Source organism: Aurantibacillus circumpalustris, from assembly GCF_029625215.1.
GTDB lineage: Bacteria > Bacteroidota > Bacteroidia > B-17B0 > Aurantibacillaceae > Aurantibacillus > Aurantibacillus circumpalustris.
In genome coordinates this window covers 3,802,347-3,826,013 of record NZ_CP121197.1, presented here as the reverse complement: position 1 = coordinate 3,826,013, position 23,667 = coordinate 3,802,347, and the positions used below count along the sequence as shown (strand labels likewise).

Sequence of the window (23,667 nt, the reverse complement as noted above, 5' to 3'; positions counted from 1 at the left end):
CAAGCTGGGTATGCAATATACCCAGCCACATTTTTTCATTTTAAATAAAGGCTTCCACTCTGGCAAGCCTGCTCCCGAGTATTGGTCGAACTGTTTTGTGTTTTTAGCAGATAACGAAGAAGAAAAAGAATTCTACTATTTTCTAATTCTTGGTTTATGGGAGTTACAATTATTCCTTCCGCATCTCAAAGGCTCAGTGGTTCAGTTTATTGGAATAAATGATTTTATCGATTTGGTAGAGGAGTGTGTAAACTCTGTAAATACAGGTGAGCGTAAATTTGAAGATATTCAAAAGGCTTTACAGCAAATTGAGCTTTCTAAAGCGGCTCTGCAAAAGCAATTAAGCACATTAATGCAACTTCGTAAAGCTTTGTTCAATCGCTATCTTAACGGCAAATAAAAAAAAGCCGGTCCTATTGGGCCGGCTTTACTTTAACAAAATTTTAGTTGAGGTTCAGTTTTTAAACTTTCGTCCAAGCCATTTCAATAACACAGTCATACTAAAACTAACCACAGCGCCAAGCGCTGCAAGGACAACTGTCTTTATGATGTCTGATGAACCTATGTTCACCACTATGGTTAAGGCCGTGCCTGAAGCAGTGCCCAGAATAGTTCCGTTTGCTATGTTACCTTGTGTTGACATAAATATTATCCTGCGTCAGCTTTAGTTAGTTTCCCACTGAAATTCGCTGAAATGACAGCGTCTGCATAATGCGGTAATGATCCCGGAGTAATGCTGATGTAAATAGTATCCTCTGTTTTGTCACCAGCGCTTCTCCCTGCATCTGCTTTTGTCAACTTTGATGTGGCAGTGATGGCCTCAACCATTTCACCGGTTTCTTCATCGCGTACTTTAATTTTTACTTCTACCTCTGTGATAGAACTTGTTTCTTCTTCCATAAAAAAGATTTTTAATAAGTGATATAAAGTTTTAATAAACATGTTATAGTGTTTTGTTCACTGTTTTTTATTTGTCGCTCTTAACTGCGAATTGACTTACTGCTGTCGCTACACTTCCTGCAACAACCATATAACCTCCAATTGTTATTACAGTAATTGGTAATAAAATGGGTGCAGAAATTATTGTACCACCAACAGCTGCGAGACTTAATCCAACTGCACGCATGATGCGAAAAAATTTTGGTGTCGGCGATTGTGCTCTTTGAAGCAAATTCATTTTATTTCTTTTTAATAATTAAATAAACAGATCCATTTTCCATACCTTCATTCACTTTTTCAATAAGCTTCTGCAAGGCTTTTTTAGAACTTGATCCACAACCAGCACTCGTTAACTTTGTCACTGGGGCAATGCAACCTTTTAATTCTTTTAAGGCATCATTTGCAGGGTGTATCAAGATACCATCTCTGTCCAACACTCCTGTTATTAATAAATGCCAACCGAATTCTTTGTTGCAACGAACTATTACAGAATATTTTCCTTCAGGGATACAGGATATTTTTTTCTCATTATTCTTCCATGGCAGTTCAATTGTAAAACAAATTGATTCTCCATTGTGAAGTAGTTCTCCATTTGTACCCTGCGGAAAATATTCTCGTAATAATTCTAGTTCCATCTAGCTTACCTCAACAATTGCTAAAGCGTTATATGCGCCGTTTTTAAGAGCGTATTGCACGCCGTTCAATTCCTGGAAGAACTCAATCTGCAACATGTACAAATTTGTTCCACCCACACTTGGCGCACCAGCAGGAGTTAAAAGTAGATTACTCGATGCAGCATCAATTGGTAAGTTCGAAACGTTTGACATTTGAACTTCTGCAATTCCAGTAGCGAAATCAACTTGAACCCATGCGCCTTTAATTGTGATATGCGTTGCACCTGATGGGAAAGCAATATCATTTATTGGCACTAGACCCTTAATTGTAATTGCACCGGTACCCAAATCCACACTATAGGGTTTGAATAAAACAGCGCCAAGAATGGCTCTAATATTAAAGTTAAACCCTTTCAATAATGCTTGTGCAGTTGGATTAACAATCGCCGTTCCAACAGTTCTCCCACCCCTTACCGAAACTGAATCAAGATTCTTAATTTGCGTCATGATTTTGGTTAACCTTGCCGTTACCCGATTGTCACCTGCACTCATTAACATTGGTCGAAGTGCATCTCTAAGCACTTTGCCTGAATTAGCGGATGAACCAAACTCTGCACCATTTTCGCGTGTGCGCACAAACGCCGGATCATTTTTAATACGGTCACCGTCAACCCCGCCTTTTTCGCGAGCCAAGTGACCGTCTTGTGTTTTATAAAAAGAAATATCTCCGATCTTTCCTCTTAATTTGATTATACCTTTTTGCTGTGCCATATATTTATTATGAAACATTTTGTGACGCAGCAGCTCACACAGAAGCACTGTTAAGCGCAGTTGGAACCACTACATCTGGTTAAAAAATAATTGGATTGTAAAAAGCGTTGCAACGCATCAAAACAAATTGTATCGCGAATAAATTTGCTTGACGATACAAAACTATTTCAAGTGCGCTCTGAAAGCAAGCGCAGTGGACTGTTTCATAGCCGTTAGTGCGTATTAGCTCCCTTTAGCTATTTTATATTTGAAAGGAATAAAATATCTTGAAAGCATCAAAAGGCAGTCATAAGTATAGATAAAGCACAGATAAAGTATGAGCAGCACCAAAAGAATAGTTATGTACCCAAAAGACATTATGAGAATAACAGGGAAAGGAGAGAAGTATAGTAGAAACTACCTGGATAAGATTCGGAAGAAGTTACAAAAGGAAGAACACCAGTTTATAACTGTGGAAGAATTCTGTGATCATACCGGATTAAAAACTGAACAGGTAAGGCTGTTTATGAATGATTAAAATAAGGCTTAATTACAGTTGAGGTTTTGAACATTACGAGAATGTGTTTTGTTTAAAAATACCATATCAAAATCTAGTATTGTAATAACGTTTTGATTTTAAAAAGTTGTAAATTTACACTAATACGATTTACATTGAATTGATTTGAAATAAGAGGTGGTAAATTCGGGTACCCGAAAAAGTCAAGCCTCTAAAAGTATTGATATTACTGGTAATAGGGTAGAGGTTACGAATCCCCCCCTGACCGCCAGACGAAAGTCAAAACAAATCAAAAGCCCGTAAAACTCAGTATTTACGGGCTTTTTTGTTTTATCACCTATCATTAAATATCGCAAGTTCGCATTGAACTTGTGAATGAATCGGTGAGTATCAAACCACCCCTTAAAAGCACTCACTGAAAATCACGGAAACCACTTATTATCAAGTAGTTCAAAATTTGAACATCTTGATTGGTGTTGTATCCACGTCTACATTTACGAACTCTTAAAAAAGCAGTAGAATGGAATCCAAGTACAGTTTCCTTTTTTACCTAAAAAAGGAAAAAGGCTACAAAAGTGGGTCAATTATGATTTATGCCCGAATCACAGTTTTAAACTGCCCAGCCTCAGAATTTTCAACCGGTTAGAAATGTGATCCTCAAAAATGGGATGTGGGAAAATTAAATGGTCGAAGCGAGGAGCTTAAATCCTTAAAAAAAAATCTAGAAGCACTTGTCACTAAGGTGCGAGACTGCCATCGGGATTTGATTGAAACTTGCGAATGCGTTTCAGCAGAAATGCTAAGAAGCAAAGTAATAGGGAGAAATTAGAAACCCAATAAGCTAATCGAAATATTCAAGCAGCACAATAATGACATGCAAAAACTGGTTGAAAGGGACGAAGTTGCTTCGGCTACTTTGGTAAAATACTTTCACACTTTAAAACCTATGACCAAGTATATGGCTTGGAAGTATAATGTTTCTGGGGTAGATATCAGAAAAGTGGATCACGAATTTATGACCCAATTCGAGTTTTATTTAAAAACGGTTAAAAATTGTAATGATCAAACCTCTGTTAAGTACGTCAAAAATTTAGTCAAGATTATTAATATCTGTCGCGATAATAACTGGTTAACTGTAAATCCTTTTGCGAAATACAAACCAAAGATCAAAAGGAAAAAACCTGTGCCCTCAATGAATATGGGGTAAAGAGATTGATAAGTAAAGAATTTACAAGTAATCGTCTTGAGCAGTAAGGGACATATTTGTATTCTGTTGCTTTACCGGATTAACTTATTCCGACGTTAAGAAATTATCCAAATCTGATTTATTTATTGGTATTGACAAAAAGCTTTGGATTGACATTGATAGAACAAAAACGGAAGAAGATTCGAAAGTGCCATTACTGTCTCGTCCTGAAATTGGTTGACATATTTTTTATTAATTAAATATAATATTCTTTACATAATGACTCCTAAGTTCATTTCAAATATGAACATTTACTGCGTAAAATAAATTCTCATAACACAATTACATTTTTTTTTAAAAACTCAGTTCTCAATACGATTCCACTACCATTAATACGACAATCTACTTCGTCGGCATCATCTGTAAGCTTAATTTTTTTTACCACAGTTCCTCGTTTTAATACTTGGGAAGAACCTTTTACTTTTAGATCTTTTATTAATGTTACCGAGTCTCCATCATTTAAGATGTTTCCATTGCTATCTTTTACTTCCATATTATTTACTTTTTATGTTAATATATTTTCTATTACGATTGCTGTTGCACCTCCACCACCATTGCAAATACTTGCTACACCGTATTTGCCCTTATTCTGTTTTAGAACATTTATAAGAGTTACAACTATTCTTGCTCCGGAGCAACCCAGTGGGTGACCTAAAGAAACTGCTCCTCCATTTACATTTACTTTTGAAGGGGCTATGCCAAGAATTTTAATATTTACCAGACCAACAACTGCGAAAGCTTCATTCATTTCATAGTAGTCAATGTTTTCCTTTTTTAAACCTGCGTTTAAAATGGCTTTTGGTATCGCTATCGAAGGTGTAGTTGTAAACCATTCTGGTGCTTGTGCCGCATCTGCGAAACCAATAATTTTAGCCAAGGGTTTTAAGCCAAGAAGTTCCATTTTTTCTTTAGTCATTAAAACTAAGGCTGCCGCTCCATCATTCATGGTACTCGCATTTGCTGCAGTTACAGTTCCTTCTTTTTGAAAGGCAGGTTTTAATTCCGGTATTTTTTCAAACTTAACATTTTTATATTCTTCATCTTCAATAAATAATACGGTTCCTTTTTTTGTTGTTATCTCAACTGGCACTATTTCTTCTTTAAATTTACCAGAACCCCATGCCGCCTCGGATCTCTTATAGGATTCAATAGCAAATGCGTCCTGTTCTTCCCGTGTAAGTTTATATTCTGTAGCACATAGTTCTGCGCAATTGCCCATTGGCACATTGCCATATACATCCACTAAGCCGTCTTTAGCTATACCGTCAATTATTACTCCGTTACCATATTTTGCCCCCCATCTATTATTTTCCAAATAAAAGGGCACCTGACTCATATTCTCCATTCCTCCTGCAACAATGACTTCTGCATTGCCCGATTTGATACTCTGAGCCGCAATTGTAATAGATTTCATACCACTGGCACATACTTTATTAACTGCTGTGCAAATAACGCCGTCTGGTAGCCCTGCATATTTAGCTGCTTGTCGAGCAGGAGCTTGGCCCAAATTTGCTTGTAAAACGGAACCCAAATAGACTTCTTCAATTATTTTACCATCTATATTTATTCTATCCAAAGCTCCTTTAATTGCTACCCCGCCTAATTTTGTTGACGATATGGTGGCTAGTGCGCCTCCAAATGAGCCGATTGGCGTCCTTACTGCTGATACGATGTACACTTCTTTCATTTCTTAATTTTTGATCTATTTGTCTTATAAACTATTTATCATTATGTTTTGTTCTCTTTCGATAAGATTCCTTATTCATGAGTAATTTTGTTTTTAATTGCATTTGGATCATATTTACTAAACATGTTAATCCAAATGGCTCTTGAAGTCCTAAAGATTGAAGGGAACAATACTAAAAGGATTACAGTAATTGAAATGAGATTTGGAGCAAGTTCCCATCCATAAAAATAAAATACAATTATATGTACAACAACTGCGATAAGTGTTGTCGACGCATGGCTTACCATCATGGCTCCATAATAGAATCCAATTTCTCTTTGAAAATCTTCCCCACATTTAGGGCAATAGTGAGGCATGTCATCAATATATTTGAGCAAGAATGGATTCTTAACAGTAAATAAATCACCTTCCTGGCAACGTGGGCACTTTAGTGTAAAAACGCTTCGTAGCACTTTCCCTTTGCTAAATGGATTTATTATATCAATATATTTTCTAATTCTCATTTCTAAGTAATGATTTTTTTAATCTTAAATTAAGCCGTAAAACATTTCGTCTTTACACTAGTTTTTTTATTGGCAATTGAGCCCTTCAAATTTTACTATGCTAGATAATTTAGTTTATTTAATTATTACGACGGCCATTTGTATGCTGAGTATTCTCATCTGGAAAATTTATTAATACTACTTCAATATTTCTCTTGGTGCTGTTTACTATAAAGTCTGTGATTACATCTTTCGCATCATTATTAATGGTTTTATTAACAGTACCATCAATAATTACCTTGCTTCCAGAATTAATCGTTTTAAAATAATTGATTAGATATCCTTTATTAAAAAAAGTAACTTGTTGTGGTAACTTCAAAAAATAATGTTGAATGCCGTTTTTTATTTCGATTGATGATTCAAAATAAAATTTAATATTATCCCTTATTATAAAAACAACTGCCACAAGTATCCCAACAAAAACTCCTTTTAATAAGTCAGTAATTAGCATTGCAATAATTGTGGTAATAAAAGGAAAAAAGTATGAGAAACCTATTTTCCATTTCTTTTTATATAACGCTACCCTGGTTAATTTAAAGCCTGTCATCGTTAGAATTGCCGCTAAACTCGTATTCGGAATTAAGGCTAGTATTTTTGGTAAAAGTACTACGCTTCCTAAAAGGAATAGAGCGTGAAATATTGCTGATAGTTTAGATTTTGCTCCCGAATCAATGTTTGCTGAACTTCTCACAGTAGCGGATGTTAAAGGTAATCCACCAATAAATCCACTCACTATATTTCCAATTCCCTGAGCTAACAACTCTTTATTCGTGTTCGATTCGTTTTTATCGGGGTCTAATTTATCTATAGCTTCAATGCCTAGTAATGTTTCTAAACTAGCCACTACCGCAAGTGTAAATACAATTACCCAAAACCCGATATTTGAAACTTGAGTGAAATTTGGAAAGGAAAGATTGCTTTTAAAATCTGAAAATGACGCGATTTTTGGAAGATGAACCAAATATTTATTATCAATAGTAAGGCCTGGGTAATAATTAAACACAGTAGTTAATAAAATACCAAGTAAGACAGCTAATAATGGACCTGGCACATTTGATAAGATTTTGTTCTTTTTGTAAAACCCTTTTTCTGCTATGATTAAAGATGATAAAGAAACTATACCTATAATAATTACACCTGCATCTATTTGGTCTATCACATCATTAAATGTATCTATTGAAATGATAGATTTAAAATAAAAATTATTGGTATTTGTGTGATAGCCTATTAAATGAGGTAATTGTTTACTAATCAATATTAGCCCGATGCCGGCTAACATGCCTTTTATAACTGAATTAGGTATATAATTGCCAATTCCTCCAGCCTTTAATATTCCAAAACTAATTTGTAAAACACCTGCAAATACAATTGCTGCTAGAAAAGTTTCAAAGCTCCCTAATTGAGAAATAGCAGAAATAACAATAGTTGTTAACCCTGCTGCGGGACCAGAAACACTGTATTTGGAGCCGCTAAAGACTGTTACCAATACACCACCAATAACCCCTGAAATAATACCAGAAAACAATGGAATGCCACATGCTAATGCAATACCTAAACATAAAGGTAGGGCAACTAAAAAGACAACTAACCCTGATTTAAAATCTGCTAAAATATTTTTACAGTTCATGTCTGTTTTATTTATTAAGAACCACAAATAGGATAAAATGGGTGTTCTAATTTGATGTTCTTTTTTACAATCCTTCTTGATTCTAATGTTTTCATAGTTTAGTCCACAGCACTCATATATCTAGCTCTCAGTGTGCCCAATATGAACTTGACACTATTTAGATTGGTCCATTCATTCTTACGTGTAAAACAATAGTTTAAAGGGCAAGTATTTTTCAATTACTAAATCTTTATTGGCTTTAACATATCATAAAACAAAAACAAATAAAAAAACAATCGAAATCAACAGCACCATCATAAAATACGTAATCAGATGGTAGGTAATTTTTCCGTTTGTTTTTTGTATGATCCAATCAAAAAAAATAAACATGTTATAAAATAAAAATTGCGGCAACAACCATCGTAATAATAATGGCTAAATACTGCCAAACGTCAACAAAATAAGAGCCGTATTTTTTATAAAGTTTTTTAAACATTGAATTCTATTTTAAAGTTGTTGTGATAAATGGAATTTTTCGAACACATGCTTTCACTTTATGATCCCGGATTTTGATAAATATTTCTGTGCCGGGCTCCGAGAATTCTTTTTTTACATACCCCATGCCAATTGCTATTTTGAGTGTGGGAGATTGTGTTCCACTTGTAACGCGGCCAATTACGTTTTCAGATCCATCTACTATGTCGTAACCATGTCGGGGGATGCCTCTTTCCATCATTTCAAATCCCACTAATTTTTTTGAGATGCCAAGCCTTTTTTGTGCGCCCAAACTCAACGCGGATGTAAAGTCTTTTGTAAACTTAGTTATCCAACCCAATCCTGCTTCAAGTGGACTAGTTGAATCATCGATATCGTTCCCATATAAACAATAACCCATTTCAAGCCGAAGCGTGTCTCTTGCTCCCAGCCCGATTGGTTTTATACCGTATTTTTCGCCGACGTTAAAGAGTTGTTTCCAGATATAAGCCACATCGTTATTTTGAATGTAGAGTTCGAATCCTCCAGCTCCTGTATATCCAGTATTTGAAATTATCACATCAGGAATTCCGGCAATGGTTCCTGTTTTGAAAGAATAATACGGGATAGTGGCAAGATCAACAGGTGTTAATTCCTGCAAAACCTCAACTGCATCTGGACCCTGAATTGCAAGCAAGGCAGTTTGATCTGATAGGTTAAGCATGCCTGCTTTAAAATTATTTTTAGATTTAATCCACTTCCAATCTTTTTCAATATTAGAGGCGTTCACTACAAGCATATAGGAATTCTGAGATTTTCTGTAAACCAATAGGTCGTCTACAATCCCAGTGGCATCGTTTAGCATACAGGAATATTGTATACTTCCTACTTTCAGTTTTGCTGCGTCATTTGTTGTTACTTTCTGCACCAGGTCAAGTGCATGATCTCCATAGATTAAGAACTCGCCCATGTGTGAAACATCAAATACACCTACGCGATTTCTGACAGCCTCATGCTCTACATTAATACCTTCGAATTGAATAGGCATGTTGTATCCAGCAAATGATGCCATTTTTGCGCCCAATTGTTTGTGAATTTCTGTTAGAGGTGTTTCTTTCATTTTGTTTGTTTAAGTCTTTGTATACTCACAATGTTATTTTTAAAGTGTCGCATTAAATTTTAGCTTGTCTACAGTTATCACAACATTGCGCTTTAGGTTCGTTTTACTAGAATTAAAATTGTAGCCCAGATTAAGATCTTTCCAGAAGTTAGTGGCTGGGTTGTGGTTGTTTGACTTTGCTGAAGACTCCATTACAAGCGGTAATGTATTATAAACTATAAACCTATTCTCCATTCCATTTGAAATTAATTTAATCACTGCAAATCCCGGAAAGTAGGTTTCAAAAAGTTGACGTAAGTTTTGAAACTCCTCTTTATGTGCAATTGTTTCTGTTGTTTTATTAAAAATTACACTACAGTTGTTTGTGGTAATTTTTTTGAGATTTTCAATGAACTTCGGCGTTGTAAATATTTTTGGAACCTCGTTGTCTATAAAGAGATCAACAATAACCAAGTCATATTTATTATTGGTTTCGTGAACAAATTTAAAAGCGTCCTGTTTAATAATATTAAGCGAGTCAAATCTTTGCACGTTAAAATACTTTTTTGCAAGCTCAACAACTATTTCGTCATTTTCCAAAGCGGTTATCTCGCATTTCTTTTTATACTTTTCTGTTAGCAAAGAAACTACACTTCCGGCGCCCAAGCCAAGTAAAAGAACTTTATTAAAATTTTGTTCGTTTATGTTTATCTTCCTGAAGAGCTTATCAAATGCTTTATGCAAACCGCCATAAGAATAATTTACAGTAAGACTGTCTAGTTGGTACTTGCCGTGATATTTTATTACTTCCAGATGTTGGAGTAATTCACCAGATCTTAGTTCGATTAAAACGGGATACAAATAACTGAAAAAGTGTTTTACCATGCCTTTATTTTTTTCTCCATTGAAGCTAGTGGTTCAGCTAAGCGTTAATGATTATTTCCTTTTATCCTTTTGTAACTCCGTTACGGTGATTCAACAACATTTTATAGATTCGAAATCTTTTCCCAACAATTTAATAAGCCGTTATAATACGTGTTTAAAAGCTTGTATGAATCTGGAATTTGATCTCTTTCTGCGTGATAAGTTACAATGCGTGTGCCGTCGGGTAGTTTTTCAAATTGGTTTTTTAGAAATTCTGAATACCTTTTATAATTATGGTAATTCAGAATAACAGTATCATCTAGACCTGCTCCGTGGTCCCAATGTTCTAAAAAGGAATTAAAAAAGTAAAAAGAATCAAATTCAGTAAAATCCACATTTACGACATCGTTATGAATAAAACGCACATTTTTAAACTTATGTTTAGTTGTCAATTCATCACAAAGTTCAACAAAGTGTTTTCTATAATCTACACCTGTGTAACTAGCATCTGTGTACGATCCTGCTACAAAACAAAATTTGCCTAATCCACTCCCGATATCCAATATCTTTTGTTTTGGTTTAGTCACCAAAAACTGAGCAGCTATAATGGCGACATCAATTTCAGTAAAATGACGTTTAGACATTTTTCTCATTTCAGTGGGATAAATTGTATCAAACTCCGCGTCCTTTAGTGGTATGTTTAATCTCAGATAGTCGGCGATCATTTTTTTATCCAGAGTTTAAGCGTTGCATCTTGTGTTTCTTTAATTTTTTCAAATGAATCCGGAACTTCAAAATTATTACCATGAAAGGTGACTAGCTTTGTACCGGGTTTAGTCTTATCTAATTGCTGTTCGGTATGCTTTAAGTAATATCCGTACAATGAATCTTTCAACTCTACTTCATTGTTAAGTCGTTCAGACGCGATAAGGTTCTCATAAAACGGATTGTATAAATAAAATGAATCATAGTTTGTGAAATCAACATTTATTACATTTTCATTTACAATCGTTGCATTTTCTATTTTGTAGTAGGAAATGAGTTCATTGGCCAATTTTACAAGACTTTGACGGTATTCGATGCCGTAAAAATGGCTGTTGACATAGTTGGCACCTGTGATGCAAAACTTGCCTACACCGGCTCCGATATCCAGTACTTTTTTTTCTCCATTTTCTGTTAACCATAGAGCAGCAGTTCTTGCTATATGAATTGGCGTAAAATAGAGACGTGATTTTTCTTGTAAATATTCAGGAAGGAGTTGATTAAAGTTTTCTTCCGTTACGCTCTTTTTTTTAAATATTGTTTTAAGCACCGATTAGTTTTTTGTATTCGTTAGCGGTTAATAAATTCTCCTTTTCACTTTGGGTAATGACTTTAATTTTTATAAGCCAACCCTCTCCGTACGGATCTGTATTAATTAATTGAGGAGCGTCAATTACCTTTTGGTTTATTTCCAATACTTCACCTTTAAGAGGCATAAAAAGATCTGAAACAGTTTTTACAGCTTCAATAGTTCCGAAAACCTTTTCGCCTTCAATAATTTCTTTAAGTGTATTAACGTCTAAATAAACAATATCACCCAACTCTTTTTGGGCAAAATCTGTGATCCCTATCAGGCCTGTATCACCTTCAAAGCTTATCCATTCATGATCTTTTGTGTAAAATAGTTTTTCGGGATAATTCATAAGTAGGTATTTGTTTATAATAATTTTGCTACATAAACCAGTTCTTGTCTTGTAAACAATATGGTATATGAGGTATCGGTAAGCTTTAAACTGCTATTGATTTTAAAAATTAACTTCTCATTCGATTGGTTTTTACAGTTTTCAACCTTAAATGGATTTCCGAGAATTGAAATTACTTCTTGTTTAGACATTCCTTTTTTCAAACGAAGTATCTCTCCGCTTTTAAGATTAATCTGATATTCATTTATTAAGGTATTCATGCTTTAAACGGTGTTTTGTATTCCCAGGTTTTTTTGGGTTTAAGAATGCCGGTTGAAATGGTCGAAATAATTACTAAAGCTTCAAACCAAATTCTCCTTATCCTTAAAGATCATCTTGGTACCAATTTCTCCTTCTAACTTTGGAAATGTGTAATGTCCAAGTGCATAGTGAACGTGTTCGCCAAAGGGTCCTTTCTTCGTATTAATCTTTTCAATAATGTTCATAAAGAGAATTAAATGGACAACAAAAGTATCTGTCGGCAACATTAATAACTATGACTTTCACTAGGATGAAAATGTGACTTTACCATTGGTTAAAATGTGATATAAGTCACATTTACCTTACCTGGCATTTGGTATTTACGCCATAAGAAGTAGCTTTGCACCCTAAAGAACTAGTAGTCTACAAACATGCAAAGCGTTGATTTTCCTTTTGATAAGTACAAGTTTAAAAGCGATTCTATTTTGGATGATCTTCCGGAAGTTGAACTTTCTTTACTTAATAAGAACATGGTTACGCATAACTATAAGAAAGGAGAAATCTTATTTAGAGAGGGAAGTTTCCCAACAGGAATTTATTACATAAGAAAAGGAAAAGTAAAAAAATACAAAACTGACAAGGAAGGCAGGGAACAAATTTTTTATGTGTGTAAGAGTGGCGAACTATTGGGTTATCATGCGTTAATTAGTGAAGAACATTATACCGATAGTTCAAGTACATTGGAAGAATCGACTATTTCTTTTATTCCTAAGGATGATTTTCTTAAAGCCATTCAAAGCTCATCTGTATTATCGAATCGCCTGCTCAAATGCATGAGCCATGAATTTGGAGTTCTCGTGAATGGCTTGGCTATTTACGCTCAGAGAACCGTGAGGGAACGCCTTGCTTTGAGTCTGTTGATTTTGCGCGATAAATACAAAAAGGAAGATCAAAACGGAAAACCAGTAGAATTAACACTCTCAAGAGAAGACCTTGCAAAGATGGTAGGAACGGCAAGGGAGACTTTAACCCGTTTGTTACATGATTTTAAGGAGGAGCAATTAATTGAGACGCATGGAAAAAAAATAATCTTAAAGAACCCAAAGTTGCTTTCTAAAATTGCAAATCTTTTTTGAGTTGTTTTACTTTGGTTTAGGATATTAAATTTTACTTCACTAATGGAACTATGTTTGAATGACTCTTTGCAGCGTCTAAAATAACTTAAAGTTTTTCGGAAATGATTGTAACGTGATGACTGAGGTTTTCTTGATCCGATGCGATCTGTTTGTCAATCAAAAGCTGGTAATCCATAGCAAGAACTTCACCGTAAGAAAGCTCTGTGTCATTGATTTTGAAAACTCAACACTGGAAGCTAAGGGACATTTATTAGGTAAACTGCCTTTACGAGTAGAAAGAGTAGAAAATGCTAAAAACGTGACAATTAGCAATGTTTTATTAAGGCACCAAGATTTACAGTAAAACCGTAAACCTTGCAATGTTTGCGGTACTTCCGGAGTTTATCCTGAGGCTGTCGAAGGAGTCAAACATAACCGAGCCACAGGTGTAAGGTATGCTCGCTCTGAAAATAATACTTTTTCGTTTAAAACTTACGATTATTGTAATATATTACTAAAATCGTATATTTGTGCGTTAATTGTAATTTCATGAAAGAAGAAACAAATCCAAAATATATGCAGCTTCTGGCTACAGGAAGAGAATTGTTCTGGAAATACGGGTTCAAAAAGGTATCCATTCAAGAGATCTGCGAGCGGGCCGGTATAAGCAAAATGACATATTACCGTTTTTTTGAGAATAAAGTCGAGTTGGCCAAAGCGGTTTTTGACAAAGAGGCCTCACAAGGGGTGGTTGAAGTCAAAAATATACTCAAGGAGAAAAGCCTTCCTTCTGAAAAAATAAAAAAAATAATCATGATGAAACAGAACGGTACCACTGGTATTAGCAAAGAATTTTTAAAAGATTTTTATACTTCCAGCGGAGATGGTTTAAAGGAATTCATCGAGGAGAAAACTAAAAAACTCTGGCAGGAAATGCTAGTGGATTTTAAAAAGGCGCAAAAAAAAGGCGTTTTCCGAAAGGATATGAAGCCGGAATTTTTATTCTTCATGTCTCAAAAGGGATCTGAAATGATCACAGACGAAAGGCTTCTCAGGCTCTATAAAAATCCACAAGACCTTTTGGTGGAGTTCAGCAATTTTGTAGCATACGGTATTTCGCCCCATAAATAAATTGAAACTGAATTTGTATATATTTTTTCTTGTTATCTTTTTCCTTGTTTCTTCTATGATCCTTGGGCAGGATACTCTGAAACGAACTCATGATACTTTATTATTTAAAGGACAGTTTTCTACTTGGATTAATTTTAATCCAAGCAACAATTTGCCTGTTTGGTTGGGTGGACGCTATATTCCACAAGCTAATTATAAGGTCAAATTTCCGAACGGTAAACTGTTGGATTTTGAAGCTTCTTTAAATATGAGTGGTCAAGCAGGTTTCCATCTTTTTGATACAGTAAATGTGGAAGGAAACATCCGGCCATATCGGCTTTGGGGGCGTTATTCTGGTAAACAGTTCGAAATAAGAATTGGTCTTCAAAAAATAAATTTTGGTTCGGCAAGCATGCTGCGTCCCTTAATGTGGTTCGATCAGATCGATCCACGCGATCCGCTCCAGATCACAAATGGTGTGTATGGCGTGTTGGTAAGATATTACTATAAGAACAACGCTAATTTATGGTTGTGGGGACTATATAGAAATGATAAACCCAAGACGTGGGAAGTTTCAGGCACCAGTAAAATATATCCTGAATTTGGAGGAAGGTTTCAGGCACCGACAAAGAAGGGCGAAGTCGCCGTTTCTTATCACTCGCGAATGGCTGACATGCGCGATATGGGATATCCTTTAACTGAAGTTCCGGAGAATCGTGTAGGAGTGGATGGCAAATGGGATCTCGGAATTGGTCTTTGGTATGAAGCGGCCTGGATTCACAAGCATAGAAGCGTTGGCGTTTTCAGTAATCAGGAAATTATGACCCTTGGTGCCGATTACACATTTGATATTGGCAGTGGTTTAAATACCACGTTTGAACAATTTCTGGTGTCTTATGATGAGTATGCTTTTTCTTTTTCAAACGCCAACACGCTCTCAGCGCTCTCGCTCTCTTTACCCGTGGGCATGTTTCACAACGTTTCAGCCATTGTTTATTACGATTGGGTAAATAATAACGCCTACAATTTTTTAAACTGGAAAAGACAATTCAAACATTTCTATCTGTATATCATGGCGTACTGGAATCCGGAAAATTCAGTTTTGCCGCAACAACAAAATACCTCCACAAATCTTTTGGCAGGAAAAGGAATTCAAATTATGCTAGTCTTTAATCATTAATACTATAAACATGGAAAATCAAATCATTCAAATAAAAAATCTTACTAAACGCTTCGCGGTGGGAACCGGTGAATTTACAGCTTTACAAAGTGTAGATCTTTCCATTGGGAAAGGCGAATTTATGGGGCTTGTGGGACCCAGTGGTTCAGGAAAAACAACGCTTTTAAATATCATTGGCTCACTCGACGTTCCTTCTGAGGGAGAGGTAAATGTGATGGGAAGATCTATTTCTGGCTTAAGTCATAAAAAAGCGGCAGAGCTAAGAAACTATCACATCGGTTTCATTTTTCAATCCTACAACCTTTTGCCGGTTTACACGGTTTATGAAAATGTTGAATTTGCGCTTCTGCTACAAAAATTGTCCGCTTCCGAACGTAAAAAATCAGTGATGGAAGCTCTGGATTGGGTGGGCCTCACCAGCAAAGCGAAATCAAAGCCAGCGCAACTTTCCGGTGGTGAATCGCAACGCGTGTCAATAGCCCGCGCTATGGTCAAACGTCCGGATATTGTGTTAGCCGATGAACCCTCTGCAAACCTAGATTCAAAAAACTCGCATCACATCGTTCAAACCATGAAAAAATTAAATGAAGAGTTGAACACCACATTTATATTTTCAACCCACGATGAGAAAGTAATGCAGTATCTGAATCGGATCGTGTCGATGAAAGACGGAGCAATAGAAAAAGAAAGTCTTATTCATAATTCCTAATACTTAAACCATGTTAGCATTTAAATTAGCATTTAAAAATTTATTAGGCGCGGGTTTAAGAACCTGGCTTAATGTAACGGTGCTTTCGTTCGCTTTTGTAGTGATTGTTTTTTACAATGGTATGTTGGATGGGTGGAACATGCAGGCTCTGAAAGATACCAAAGAATGGGAAGTAGGTAATGGACAGCTTTGGCATGCGGAATACGATCGTTACGATCCATTTACACTTCAGGATGCACACTCTCCGCTTTCGAAGGAAGTACTCGGGATGGTAAATAATAATCAACTGACCCCTATACTGATTACACAGGCTTCTGCTTATCCTTCAGGTAGAATGATAAATTGTGTATTAAAAGGGATCGACCCGGAACAGTCTTTTCTAAAATTGCCTTCGCATTTACTGGTACCAGATACAACGGGAATTAAGGCCATCATTGGCAAGCGCATGGCAGCATCGGCAAAGCTCAAAAAAGGAGATAAGTTATTAGTGCGCTGGCGAGACAAACATGGAGCCTTCGATGCGCAGGAGATCACCATTGCCGGTATATTTGATGCAAATGTGCCAACGGTTGATCAGGGGCAGTTTTGGATTCCTTTAAAAAAACTTCAGGAAATGACAGGACTAATTAATGAAGCAACGCTTTTAGTAGCGAACAAAACCATGGAGGTGAAGACCGTTGATAACTGGGTACCAAGGGACACCGACTATTTACTTAAGGAGTTTAATGAGATCATGCAAAGTAAAAAAGGAAGCAGCAAAGTTATTTACGGTTTATTACTAGCCATAGCATTGCTCGCCATTTTCGACACACAAGTGTTGTCGGTATTTCGCCGTCAAAAAGAAATTGGCACTTACATCGCACTCGGAATGACCCGTTCACAGGTAGTACGAATCTTTACTATTGAAGGAAGCGCGCATAGTATACTCGCGTTGATTTTAGGTGCTGTTTATGGAATACCGTTTCTGCTCTACCTTCAGAAAAACGGAATTCCAATGCCGAAGTCAGCAGCGGATTCAGGAATTGCAATTGCTGAAAGCATTATGCCCGTTTACAGTCTTGCAATGATTCTCTCAACTATTCTTCTGGTAGTTCTTTCAGCAACGGTGGTGAGCTACTTCCCCGCACGAAGAATTTCAAAAATGAAACCAACTGACGCTTTAAAAGGAAAAATACAATGATAAAGTTTTTGCTAAAAGGAATATGGAATGATAAGAGCAGAAGTTTACTGCCGATCATTGTGGTTAGCATAGGAGCTATGTTAACCGTTTTAATAAGCTGTTGGTTAAGAGGCGTTATGGGCGAATCACTAATAATGAATGCGAATTTCAGTACCGGCCATGTAAAGGTAATTACTAAAGCGTATGCCGAAGATCTGGAACAAGCACCCAATGATCTTGCCATTATTGGTGCTGATAAATTAGTGTGTGAATTGCGTTCATCCTATCCAGACATGGATTGGGTGAAGAGAATTCGGTTTGGAGGAATGATTGATTTCCCTGATGATAACGGTGAAACCCGCGCGCAGGGTCCTGTGGCTGGTTGGGCCATTGATCTTTTTTCTCCACAATCAAAAGAGTCATCACGTTTTAATATCAAAGATGCGCTGGTAAGCGGAAAAATTCCGTCAAAGCCAGGTGAAGCCTTAATCACCAATGACTTCGCTGTAAAATTCAAAGTAAAGCCAGGTGATAACTTTACGCTGTTTGGATCTACCATGGATGGTGGCATGGCGTTTAGAAATTTTACAGTAGCAGGAACTGTTCGTTTTGGTTCTACTGTGCTGGATCGGGGATCACTCATCATCGACATCACGGATGCACAAAAAGCTTTGTTGATGGAAGACGCAGCTGGAGAAGTGCTTGGTTTTTTTAATAACAACACTTACGATAATGAAAAAGCTACCCTCGTTTCTCAAACTTTTAACACGAAATATAAAACGGATAATGATGAGTTTTCACCCGTTATGCTTCGGTTAAGAGATCAGGGAGGAATGGCAGAGTATATTGATTATTCAACCCGAATGGGAAGTCTCATGATCTTTATTTTTGTTTTAGCCATGTCAATCGTTTTGTGGAACACCGGATTACTGGGTGGCTTACGCCGGTATAACGAATTTGGTGTGCGATTGGCTCTGGGTGAGGAAAAAAATCACATTTACAGGACCTTAATTTATGAAGCTGTGTTGATTGGTGCCATTGGATCTGTGACAGGTAGTGCTATTGGATTGGGAATCTCCTTTTATTTGCAGGAGGTTGGTGTAGACATAAGCAGTTCTCTTAAAAACTCAAGTTTAATGATGCCCTCCGTAGTAAGAGCTTCCATAACACCCGCAGCTTTTTATATAGGTTTCATTCCCGGAATTTTCTCAATGGTACTTGGCAATGCGCTTGCCGGAATTGGAATCTATAAGAGGAAGACCGCGCAATTATTTAAAGAACTCGAATAATAAAAACTAATAATTTAAATCATGAATTATAATTTAAAAAACAAAATGAGAATCGGTAGTGTAGTTTTCTTAACCACTTTTATGGGACTAATTATAAAAAGTCAAACTGCAGAAAATATTCTTGAAAAAGTAGATGCAAACATGTCGTCAACAAACCGTATTATCGAATCGAGTATGACCATTCACGGCAAACGCGGCAGCAGAACCATCACCTCGAAAAGTTCATCCGTAGGAACAAAAAAATCCTTTACCGAATATTTATCACCCGCAAGCGAGAAAGGTACCAAGATGTTAAAACTTGAGAATCAATTATGGATTTATTCTCCGTCCACAGACAGGATTATTCAGATCTCTGGCCATTTACTCCGGCAATCGGTGATGGGGTCAGATATGTCGTATGAAGATATGATGGAAGACCGCAAACTGAATGAAGTATATACCGCTAAGATTATTGGTGAAGAAAAAATTGGAGACCGAACCTGCAAAATACTTGAATTAACCTCTAAAGTAGCGGACATAGCTTACTACTCCCAAAAAATATGGGTAGATGCAGAACGTTTTGTCCCATTGCAGCAGGAACTTTTCGCAAAGAGCGGTCAACAATTAAAACTGATAGAATTGAAAGATGTAAAAAAAAATGGTGAACGTTGGTTTCCTACAACTGTTATTTATAAAGACATGTTAAAAAACGGAAACGGTACAGAAATGAAAATTTTGGATATTAAATTTGATCAGAAAATAGAAGAAGTTGTTTTTTCGAAGGCGTCTTTAAAACAGTAGCGTGTTTTAAGTACGAACTCTAGTGTTTTATATGAGATATAAAGTGTTGCAAGACCTTGTTAAAGCACATAACTTAACCAGGGTTAAAGTTCTTTGACAACATGTTTCTTTGTTGTCACTTCTTTTGAGCGGATGTTAGGTTATCTGGTAATAACCAAACTACCAGGCCTTCAGAGCACCATCCACAAAAAGATAGAATACCAATCTTTATAAAATATTTATACCCAAGCCTCAAATCTTTATAAAATCTTTATAACCATCTCGTTATCTTCGTAGTGTAAAATCATAAAGAAATTGGAAACATTCTCTTTTCGTAAACTAAGTTTAAGCAAACAATATTTCGTAAGCCTCACTTCTGTTCTGATGGTGGCAGTTGCGTGTTATCTGATAGCAAACTTTGTTGGATATAGGGTAATTGCCTTGATTTTGCTGATGACGGTATCCGTTATAGCCATGTTTTTTGACATGAGGCCGGTATTGGTTGCAGCTGTATTGAGCGCCCTCGTATGGAATTTCTTTTTTATCCCTCCAAAATTTACTTTTTCCATTCGCAGTGCAGAAGATACTCTTATGTTTCTGATGTATTTTACGGTGGCGTTGGTAAATGCTGTACTTACTACTAAAATAAGACAAATAGAAAAAGAAGCGAACCGTAAAGAAGAAAAGGAAAACACGCTTAAACTTTATAATACGGTTTTAAATTCGTTGTCTCACGAATTAAGAACCCCAATTTCAACCATCGTGGGAGCTACAGACAATCTGCAAACAATGGCAGATAAATTATCTGAGTTAGATAAATTCGAATTGGTTTCTGAAATCTCTAAAGCCTCGTTACAATTAAACAGGCAAGTGGATAATTTATTAAATATGTCACGTCTTGAATCGGGCTTTATTAAACCAAAAAACGACTGGTTCGATGCAAATGAATTAGTGTACGATGTTATTAACCAGTTAAAAGATAATATAAAGAACAAGCCGATTCATATAGCTATTAAAGAAAATCTCCCATTGTTTAAACTCGATTACGGTTTACTTTTTCAGGTGCTTCATAACCTTATACACAATGCACTTACGTATTTGCCAAAATATGCCGTTATATCTGTTCGTGCTTTATGCAAAGAAGATAAATTGGTATTAATTGTTGAGGACACCGGTAATGGTTTTCCTGAAGAGGAAATCGACAAGGTGTTTGGTAAATTCTACCGGCTCAAAAGTGCAGGTACGGGCGGCACAGGTCTTGGATTATCTATTGTTAAAGGTTTTGTGGAAGCAATGAAAGGAACAGTTAAACTTGAGAACATGCCAGATGGCGGTGCAATTTTTACAGTGGAGATTCCATCTGAATTATCTTATGTAACAAGTAATTCGAAACAATGAACAAACCTGAAATATTAGTGATAGATGATGAGGAGCAGATCCAAAAGTTGCTCAAAATCACACTTCAGACAAACGATTTTAAAGTGAGTGGAGCTTTAACTGCAAAAGAAGGCATAAGAGGGGCGAAAACGATTAATCCTGACCTGATTCTCCTTGATCTTGGTTTACCGGATGAAAGTGGACACGAGGTCTTAAAAAAATTAAGAACCTGGTTTACCAAACCTATTATTATTTTGTCGGCACAAAGCAGAGAAGAAGACATTGTAAAAGCTCTGGATAACGGAGCGAACGACTACCTTGTAAAACCTTTCCGCACCGGTGAATTATTGGCGAGGTTGCGTTCGTCTTTACGTGGTTCTATATTCGGTAACATAAGTAAACCAGAAGAATCAACAGATCTTAAAATAGATCTGCATTTAAGATTGGTTAAAAAAAATGGCGAACTTTTAAAACTCACGGCGACTGAATACGATTTATTAAGCACGTTTGTAAAGAATGAAGGCCGTGTTTTAACGCACCAATACCTGTTGAGAGAAGTGTGGGGACCTGGATACATCGACCAGTCGCAATACCTGCGTGTTTTTATTAACCAATTAAGAAAAAAAATTGAGACCGAACCAAATCGTCCAAAATATATTTTAACGGAATCGGGTGTAGGTTACCGTTTTGTAATAGAGTAGTAAATCAATCTAACGGATAAAAATAATGTCAAACCATCCTACCACTATTAATAAAGTAACGCTTGCCGGCGTTCTTGTATCTCTTGGAATTATCTTCGGAGATATTGGTACATCGCCCTTGTATGTAATGACCGCCATTGTGGGCAAAGATCCTATTAACGCCGATATTGTAAAAGGTGGTATATCGGCAGTGTTTTGGACACTGACTTTGCAAACAACCATAAAGTATGTGATCTTAACTTTAAGGGCAGATAATAATGGTGAAGGCGGTATTTTTTCGTTGTTCACCCTTGTGCGGCGCAGCAAATTTAAATGGCTGATTGTTCCTGCTATCATAGGTGGCAGCGCATTGCTGGCAGACGGGATCATCACTCCGCCAATTTCAGTTTCCGCTGCGATTGAGGGATTAAAATTTTTTAATGAAACTCTGAATACTGTACCCATCGTAATTGGCATACTCTGCGCATTATTTTTTATACAACAATTCGGTACGGGGTTCATCGGAAAATTTTTCGGGCCTGTTATGGTGGTTTGGTTTTTAATGCTGGGCACTTTAGGAACGTATCAACTCTCACAGGATTGGTCGATACTATCAGCACTCAATCCATATTACGCTTATGAGTTATTAAGAATGCACCCAACTGGAATTTTTATTTTAGGATCTGTTTTTTTATGTACCACCGGTGCAGAGGCTTTGTATTCTGATCTAGGTCATTGCGGCAAACAAAATATCCGGGTTTCCTGGGTGTTTGTAAAGTCGATGCTGGTGTTAAATTATATTGGTCAGGGCGCGTATTTAATAGCGCATGAGGGACAATTGCTAAGTTCGTTTAAAGCCCCAAGTCCATTTTATGCCATTATGCCTGAAAGTTTTATTCCTTACGGCATCGTTATTGCTACAGCGGCTACCATCATTGCTTCTCAGGCATTGATAAGCGGTTCTTTTACTCTAATAAACGAAGCCATGCGCTTAACGCTCTGGCCAAAAGTGAGCGTTAAATATCCAACCGAATTAAGAGGGCAGCTTTATATCCCATCAATGAACTGGTTGTTGCTGGCAGGATGTATTGGGATTGTGCTTTATTTCAGAGAGTCCTCAAATATGGAACATGCATACGGTCTTGCCATTGTTTTGTGCATGCTAATGACCACTACCTTGCTTAACTTTTACCTGCACCTGAAACGCTATAATAAGCTGTTTATTTTTTCTATCATTACCATGTACGCTATTATCGAACTTTCATTTTTAGCGGCCAATCTCAGCAAATTTACACACGGTGGCTGGATTACTTTATTGATTGCTTCTGTATTGATTACCGTGATGACTGTTTGGCACCTGGCGAAAAAAATTCGTAACCGTTATGTGGATATGGTGAAATTTGAAGACCACAAACAAATGCTCATTGATCTTAGTAACGATGACTCGCTTCAGAAATACGCCACACATCTTGTTTATATGACCGGAGCGAGCAACCCCGGTGAAATTGAATCCAAAATCATTTATTCCATCCTGCAAAAGCGTCCTAAAAAAGCAGATGTATATTGGTTTGTTCACGTAGATGTTGTAAATGAGCCATACCGTATGGATTACAAAGTAACTCACATTGCAGAGAATGATATTATACGAATTGATTTCAGAATAGGATTCCGCATTGCCCCCAGAATTAATCTTATGTTTAGGAAAGTGGTGGAGGATCTTGTGAAAAATAAAGAAGTAGACATTACCAGCCGTTATGAGTCGCTGAATAAAAATAACGTGATCGGTGATTTTAAATTTGTGGTATTAGAAAAATTCCTTTCCTATGAAAATGACCTGCCCTTTTTTGAAAAAATAATTCTCAATTTGTACTTCTTCATTAAACGGTTTAGTTTAAGTGAGGCGAAAGCATTTGGACTTGATAGTAGTTCTGTAAAAATTGAAAAATTTCCAATGGTGATAAAAAAACCAAAAGAGCTGCATTTAAAAAGAATTATTTAATTTCATAGTAAAATTAAACTCATCGGA

28 protein-coding genes are annotated in these 23,667 nt (G+C 36.4%); 12 read left to right on the top strand and 16 right to left on the bottom strand.

Going from position 1 to position 23,667, the window contains the following annotated elements; genetic code table 11:
* Positions 1-10: 10 nt before the first annotated feature.
* The gene (locus P2086_RS15950; RefSeq protein ID WP_396127478.1) at positions 11-400 is read left to right on the top strand and encodes a DUF6943 family protein; all 390 of its coding nucleotides are present in this window, start codon (positions 11-13) and stop codon (positions 398-400) included.
* A 54-nt stretch (positions 401-454) separates the two neighbouring features.
* Here the strand turns inward: P2086_RS15950 and P2086_RS15945 are convergent, their stop codons facing one another.
* From P2086_RS15945 to P2086_RS15925, 5 genes are all read right to left on the bottom strand, one after another.
* Positions 455-643, bottom strand: a complete 189-nt coding sequence (locus P2086_RS15945) for a hypothetical protein (protein WP_317897750.1) — start codon at positions 641-643, stop codon at positions 455-457.
* Between the two features lie 5 nt (positions 644-648).
* Positions 649-900: a hypothetical protein gene (locus P2086_RS15940; protein ID WP_317897749.1), complete on the bottom strand. Its 252-nt coding sequence runs from the start codon at positions 898-900 to the stop codon at positions 649-651.
* Positions 901-967: 67 nt separating this feature from the next.
* Positions 968-1,177, bottom strand: coding sequence for a hypothetical protein (locus P2086_RS15935; protein WP_317897748.1), 210 nt, complete (start codon positions 1,175-1,177; stop codon positions 968-970).
* 1 nt (position 1,178) lies between these two features.
* Complete coding sequence (locus P2086_RS15930) at positions 1,179-1,574, bottom strand: DUF5675 family protein (protein ID WP_317897747.1); 396 nt, start codon at positions 1,572-1,574, stop codon at positions 1,179-1,181.
* On the bottom strand, positions 1,575-2,324 hold the full coding sequence (locus P2086_RS15925) for a hypothetical protein (RefSeq protein WP_317897746.1): 750 nt from the start codon (positions 2,322-2,324) through the stop codon (positions 1,575-1,577).
* 1,370 nt (positions 2,325-3,694) lie between these two features.
* On the opposite strand from P2086_RS15925, the gene P2086_RS15920 reads away from it, so the two are divergent.
* The gene (locus P2086_RS15920; RefSeq protein WP_396127427.1) at positions 3,695-4,027 is read left to right on the top strand and encodes a phage integrase SAM-like domain-containing protein; all 333 of its coding nucleotides are present in this window, start codon (positions 3,695-3,697) and stop codon (positions 4,025-4,027) included.
* Positions 4,028-4,337: 310 nt separating this feature from the next.
* Here the strand turns inward: P2086_RS15920 and P2086_RS15915 are convergent, their stop codons facing one another.
* The 11 genes from P2086_RS15915 to P2086_RS15865 form a co-directional block, all read right to left on the bottom strand.
* Positions 4,338-4,559, bottom strand: coding sequence for a zinc ribbon domain-containing protein YjdM (locus P2086_RS15915; RefSeq protein WP_317897745.1), 222 nt, complete (start codon positions 4,557-4,559; stop codon positions 4,338-4,340).
* 12 nt (positions 4,560-4,571) lie between these two features.
* The gene (locus P2086_RS15910; RefSeq protein WP_317897744.1) at positions 4,572-5,753 is read right to left on the bottom strand and encodes an acetyl-CoA C-acyltransferase; all 1,182 of its coding nucleotides are present in this window, start codon (positions 5,751-5,753) and stop codon (positions 4,572-4,574) included.
* Positions 5,754-5,824: 71 nt separating this feature from the next.
* Entirely contained in the window at positions 5,825-6,130 is a 306-nt protein-coding gene (locus tag P2086_RS15905; protein ID WP_317897743.1) for a DUF983 domain-containing protein, read from the bottom strand.
* A gap of 244 nt (positions 6,131-6,374) precedes the next feature.
* Complete coding sequence (locus P2086_RS15900) at positions 6,375-7,922, bottom strand: SulP family inorganic anion transporter (RefSeq protein WP_317897742.1); 1,548 nt, start codon at positions 7,920-7,922, stop codon at positions 6,375-6,377.
* Positions 7,923-8,403: 481 nt separating this feature from the next.
* A complete protein-coding gene (gcvT, locus tag P2086_RS15895; protein ID WP_317897741.1) occupies positions 8,404-9,495 on the bottom strand; it encodes a glycine cleavage system aminomethyltransferase GcvT in 1,092 nt (363 codons plus the stop codon).
* Between the two features lie 39 nt (positions 9,496-9,534).
* Positions 9,535-10,359, bottom strand: a complete 825-nt coding sequence (locus P2086_RS15890) for a spermidine synthase (protein ID WP_317897740.1) — start codon at positions 10,357-10,359, stop codon at positions 9,535-9,537.
* A gap of 101 nt (positions 10,360-10,460) precedes the next feature.
* The gene (locus P2086_RS15885; RefSeq protein WP_317897739.1) at positions 10,461-11,063 is read right to left on the bottom strand and encodes a class I SAM-dependent methyltransferase; all 603 of its coding nucleotides are present in this window, start codon (positions 11,061-11,063) and stop codon (positions 10,461-10,463) included.
* Positions 11,060-11,650 carry a class I SAM-dependent methyltransferase gene (locus P2086_RS15880; protein ID WP_317897738.1) on the bottom strand — a complete coding sequence of 197 codons (591 nt, stop codon included), beginning with the start codon at positions 11,648-11,650 and terminating at the stop codon, positions 11,060-11,062. The genes P2086_RS15885 and P2086_RS15880 overlap by 4 nt, the downstream gene beginning before the upstream one ends.
* A complete protein-coding gene (gene gcvH, locus P2086_RS15875) occupies positions 11,643-12,023 on the bottom strand; it encodes a glycine cleavage system protein GcvH (protein ID WP_317897737.1) in 381 nt (126 codons plus the stop codon). The genes P2086_RS15880 and gcvH overlap by 8 nt, the downstream gene beginning before the upstream one ends.
* 14 nt (positions 12,024-12,037) lie before the next feature.
* The gene (locus P2086_RS15870) at positions 12,038-12,283 is read right to left on the bottom strand and encodes a hypothetical protein (RefSeq protein WP_317897736.1); all 246 of its coding nucleotides are present in this window, start codon (positions 12,281-12,283) and stop codon (positions 12,038-12,040) included.
* Positions 12,284-12,364: 81 nt separating this feature from the next.
* Positions 12,365-12,508, bottom strand: coding sequence for a hypothetical protein (locus tag P2086_RS15865; protein WP_317897735.1), 144 nt, complete (start codon positions 12,506-12,508; stop codon positions 12,365-12,367).
* 186 nt (positions 12,509-12,694) lie between these two features.
* On the opposite strand from P2086_RS15865, the gene P2086_RS15860 reads away from it, so the two are divergent.
* The 10 genes from P2086_RS15860 (at position 12,695) to P2086_RS15815 (ending at position 23,640) form a co-directional block, all read left to right on the top strand.
* Positions 12,695-13,399: a Crp/Fnr family transcriptional regulator gene (locus P2086_RS15860; RefSeq protein WP_317897734.1), complete on the top strand. Its 705-nt coding sequence runs from the start codon at positions 12,695-12,697 to the stop codon at positions 13,397-13,399.
* A gap of 528 nt (positions 13,400-13,927) precedes the next feature.
* Entirely contained in the window at positions 13,928-14,509 is a 582-nt protein-coding gene (locus P2086_RS15855; protein WP_317897733.1) for a TetR/AcrR family transcriptional regulator, read from the top strand.
* A gap of 55 nt (positions 14,510-14,564) precedes the next feature.
* A complete protein-coding gene (locus P2086_RS15850) occupies positions 14,565-15,668 on the top strand; it encodes a hypothetical protein (protein ID WP_317897732.1) in 1,104 nt (367 codons plus the stop codon).
* A 10-nt stretch (positions 15,669-15,678) separates the two neighbouring features.
* The gene (locus P2086_RS15845) at positions 15,679-16,377 is read left to right on the top strand and encodes an ABC transporter ATP-binding protein (protein ID WP_317897731.1); all 699 of its coding nucleotides are present in this window, start codon (positions 15,679-15,681) and stop codon (positions 16,375-16,377) included.
* A 10-nt stretch (positions 16,378-16,387) separates the two neighbouring features.
* On the top strand, positions 16,388-17,557 hold the full coding sequence (locus tag P2086_RS15840; RefSeq protein WP_317897730.1) for an ABC transporter permease: 1,170 nt from the start codon (positions 16,388-16,390) through the stop codon (positions 17,555-17,557).
* The gene (locus P2086_RS15835) at positions 17,554-18,825 is read left to right on the top strand and encodes an ABC transporter permease (protein WP_317897729.1); all 1,272 of its coding nucleotides are present in this window, start codon (positions 17,554-17,556) and stop codon (positions 18,823-18,825) included. Before P2086_RS15840 ends, P2086_RS15835 begins: the two co-directional genes overlap by 4 nt.
* Before the next feature lie 21 nt (positions 18,826-18,846).
* Positions 18,847-19,605, top strand: a complete 759-nt coding sequence (locus tag P2086_RS15830; protein WP_317897728.1) for an outer membrane lipoprotein-sorting protein — start codon at positions 18,847-18,849, stop codon at positions 19,603-19,605.
* A 294-nt stretch (positions 19,606-19,899) separates the two neighbouring features.
* Complete coding sequence (locus P2086_RS15825) at positions 19,900-20,982, top strand: sensor histidine kinase (RefSeq protein WP_317897727.1); 1,083 nt, start codon at positions 19,900-19,902, stop codon at positions 20,980-20,982.
* Positions 20,979-21,662: a response regulator gene (locus P2086_RS15820; RefSeq protein WP_317897726.1), complete on the top strand. Its 684-nt coding sequence runs from the start codon at positions 20,979-20,981 to the stop codon at positions 21,660-21,662. Before P2086_RS15825 ends, P2086_RS15820 begins: the two co-directional genes overlap by 4 nt.
* Before the next feature lie 25 nt (positions 21,663-21,687).
* Positions 21,688-23,640: a KUP/HAK/KT family potassium transporter gene (locus P2086_RS15815; protein ID WP_317897725.1), complete on the top strand. Its 1,953-nt coding sequence runs from the start codon at positions 21,688-21,690 to the stop codon at positions 23,638-23,640.
* The last annotated feature ends 27 nt before the right edge of the window (positions 23,641-23,667 follow it).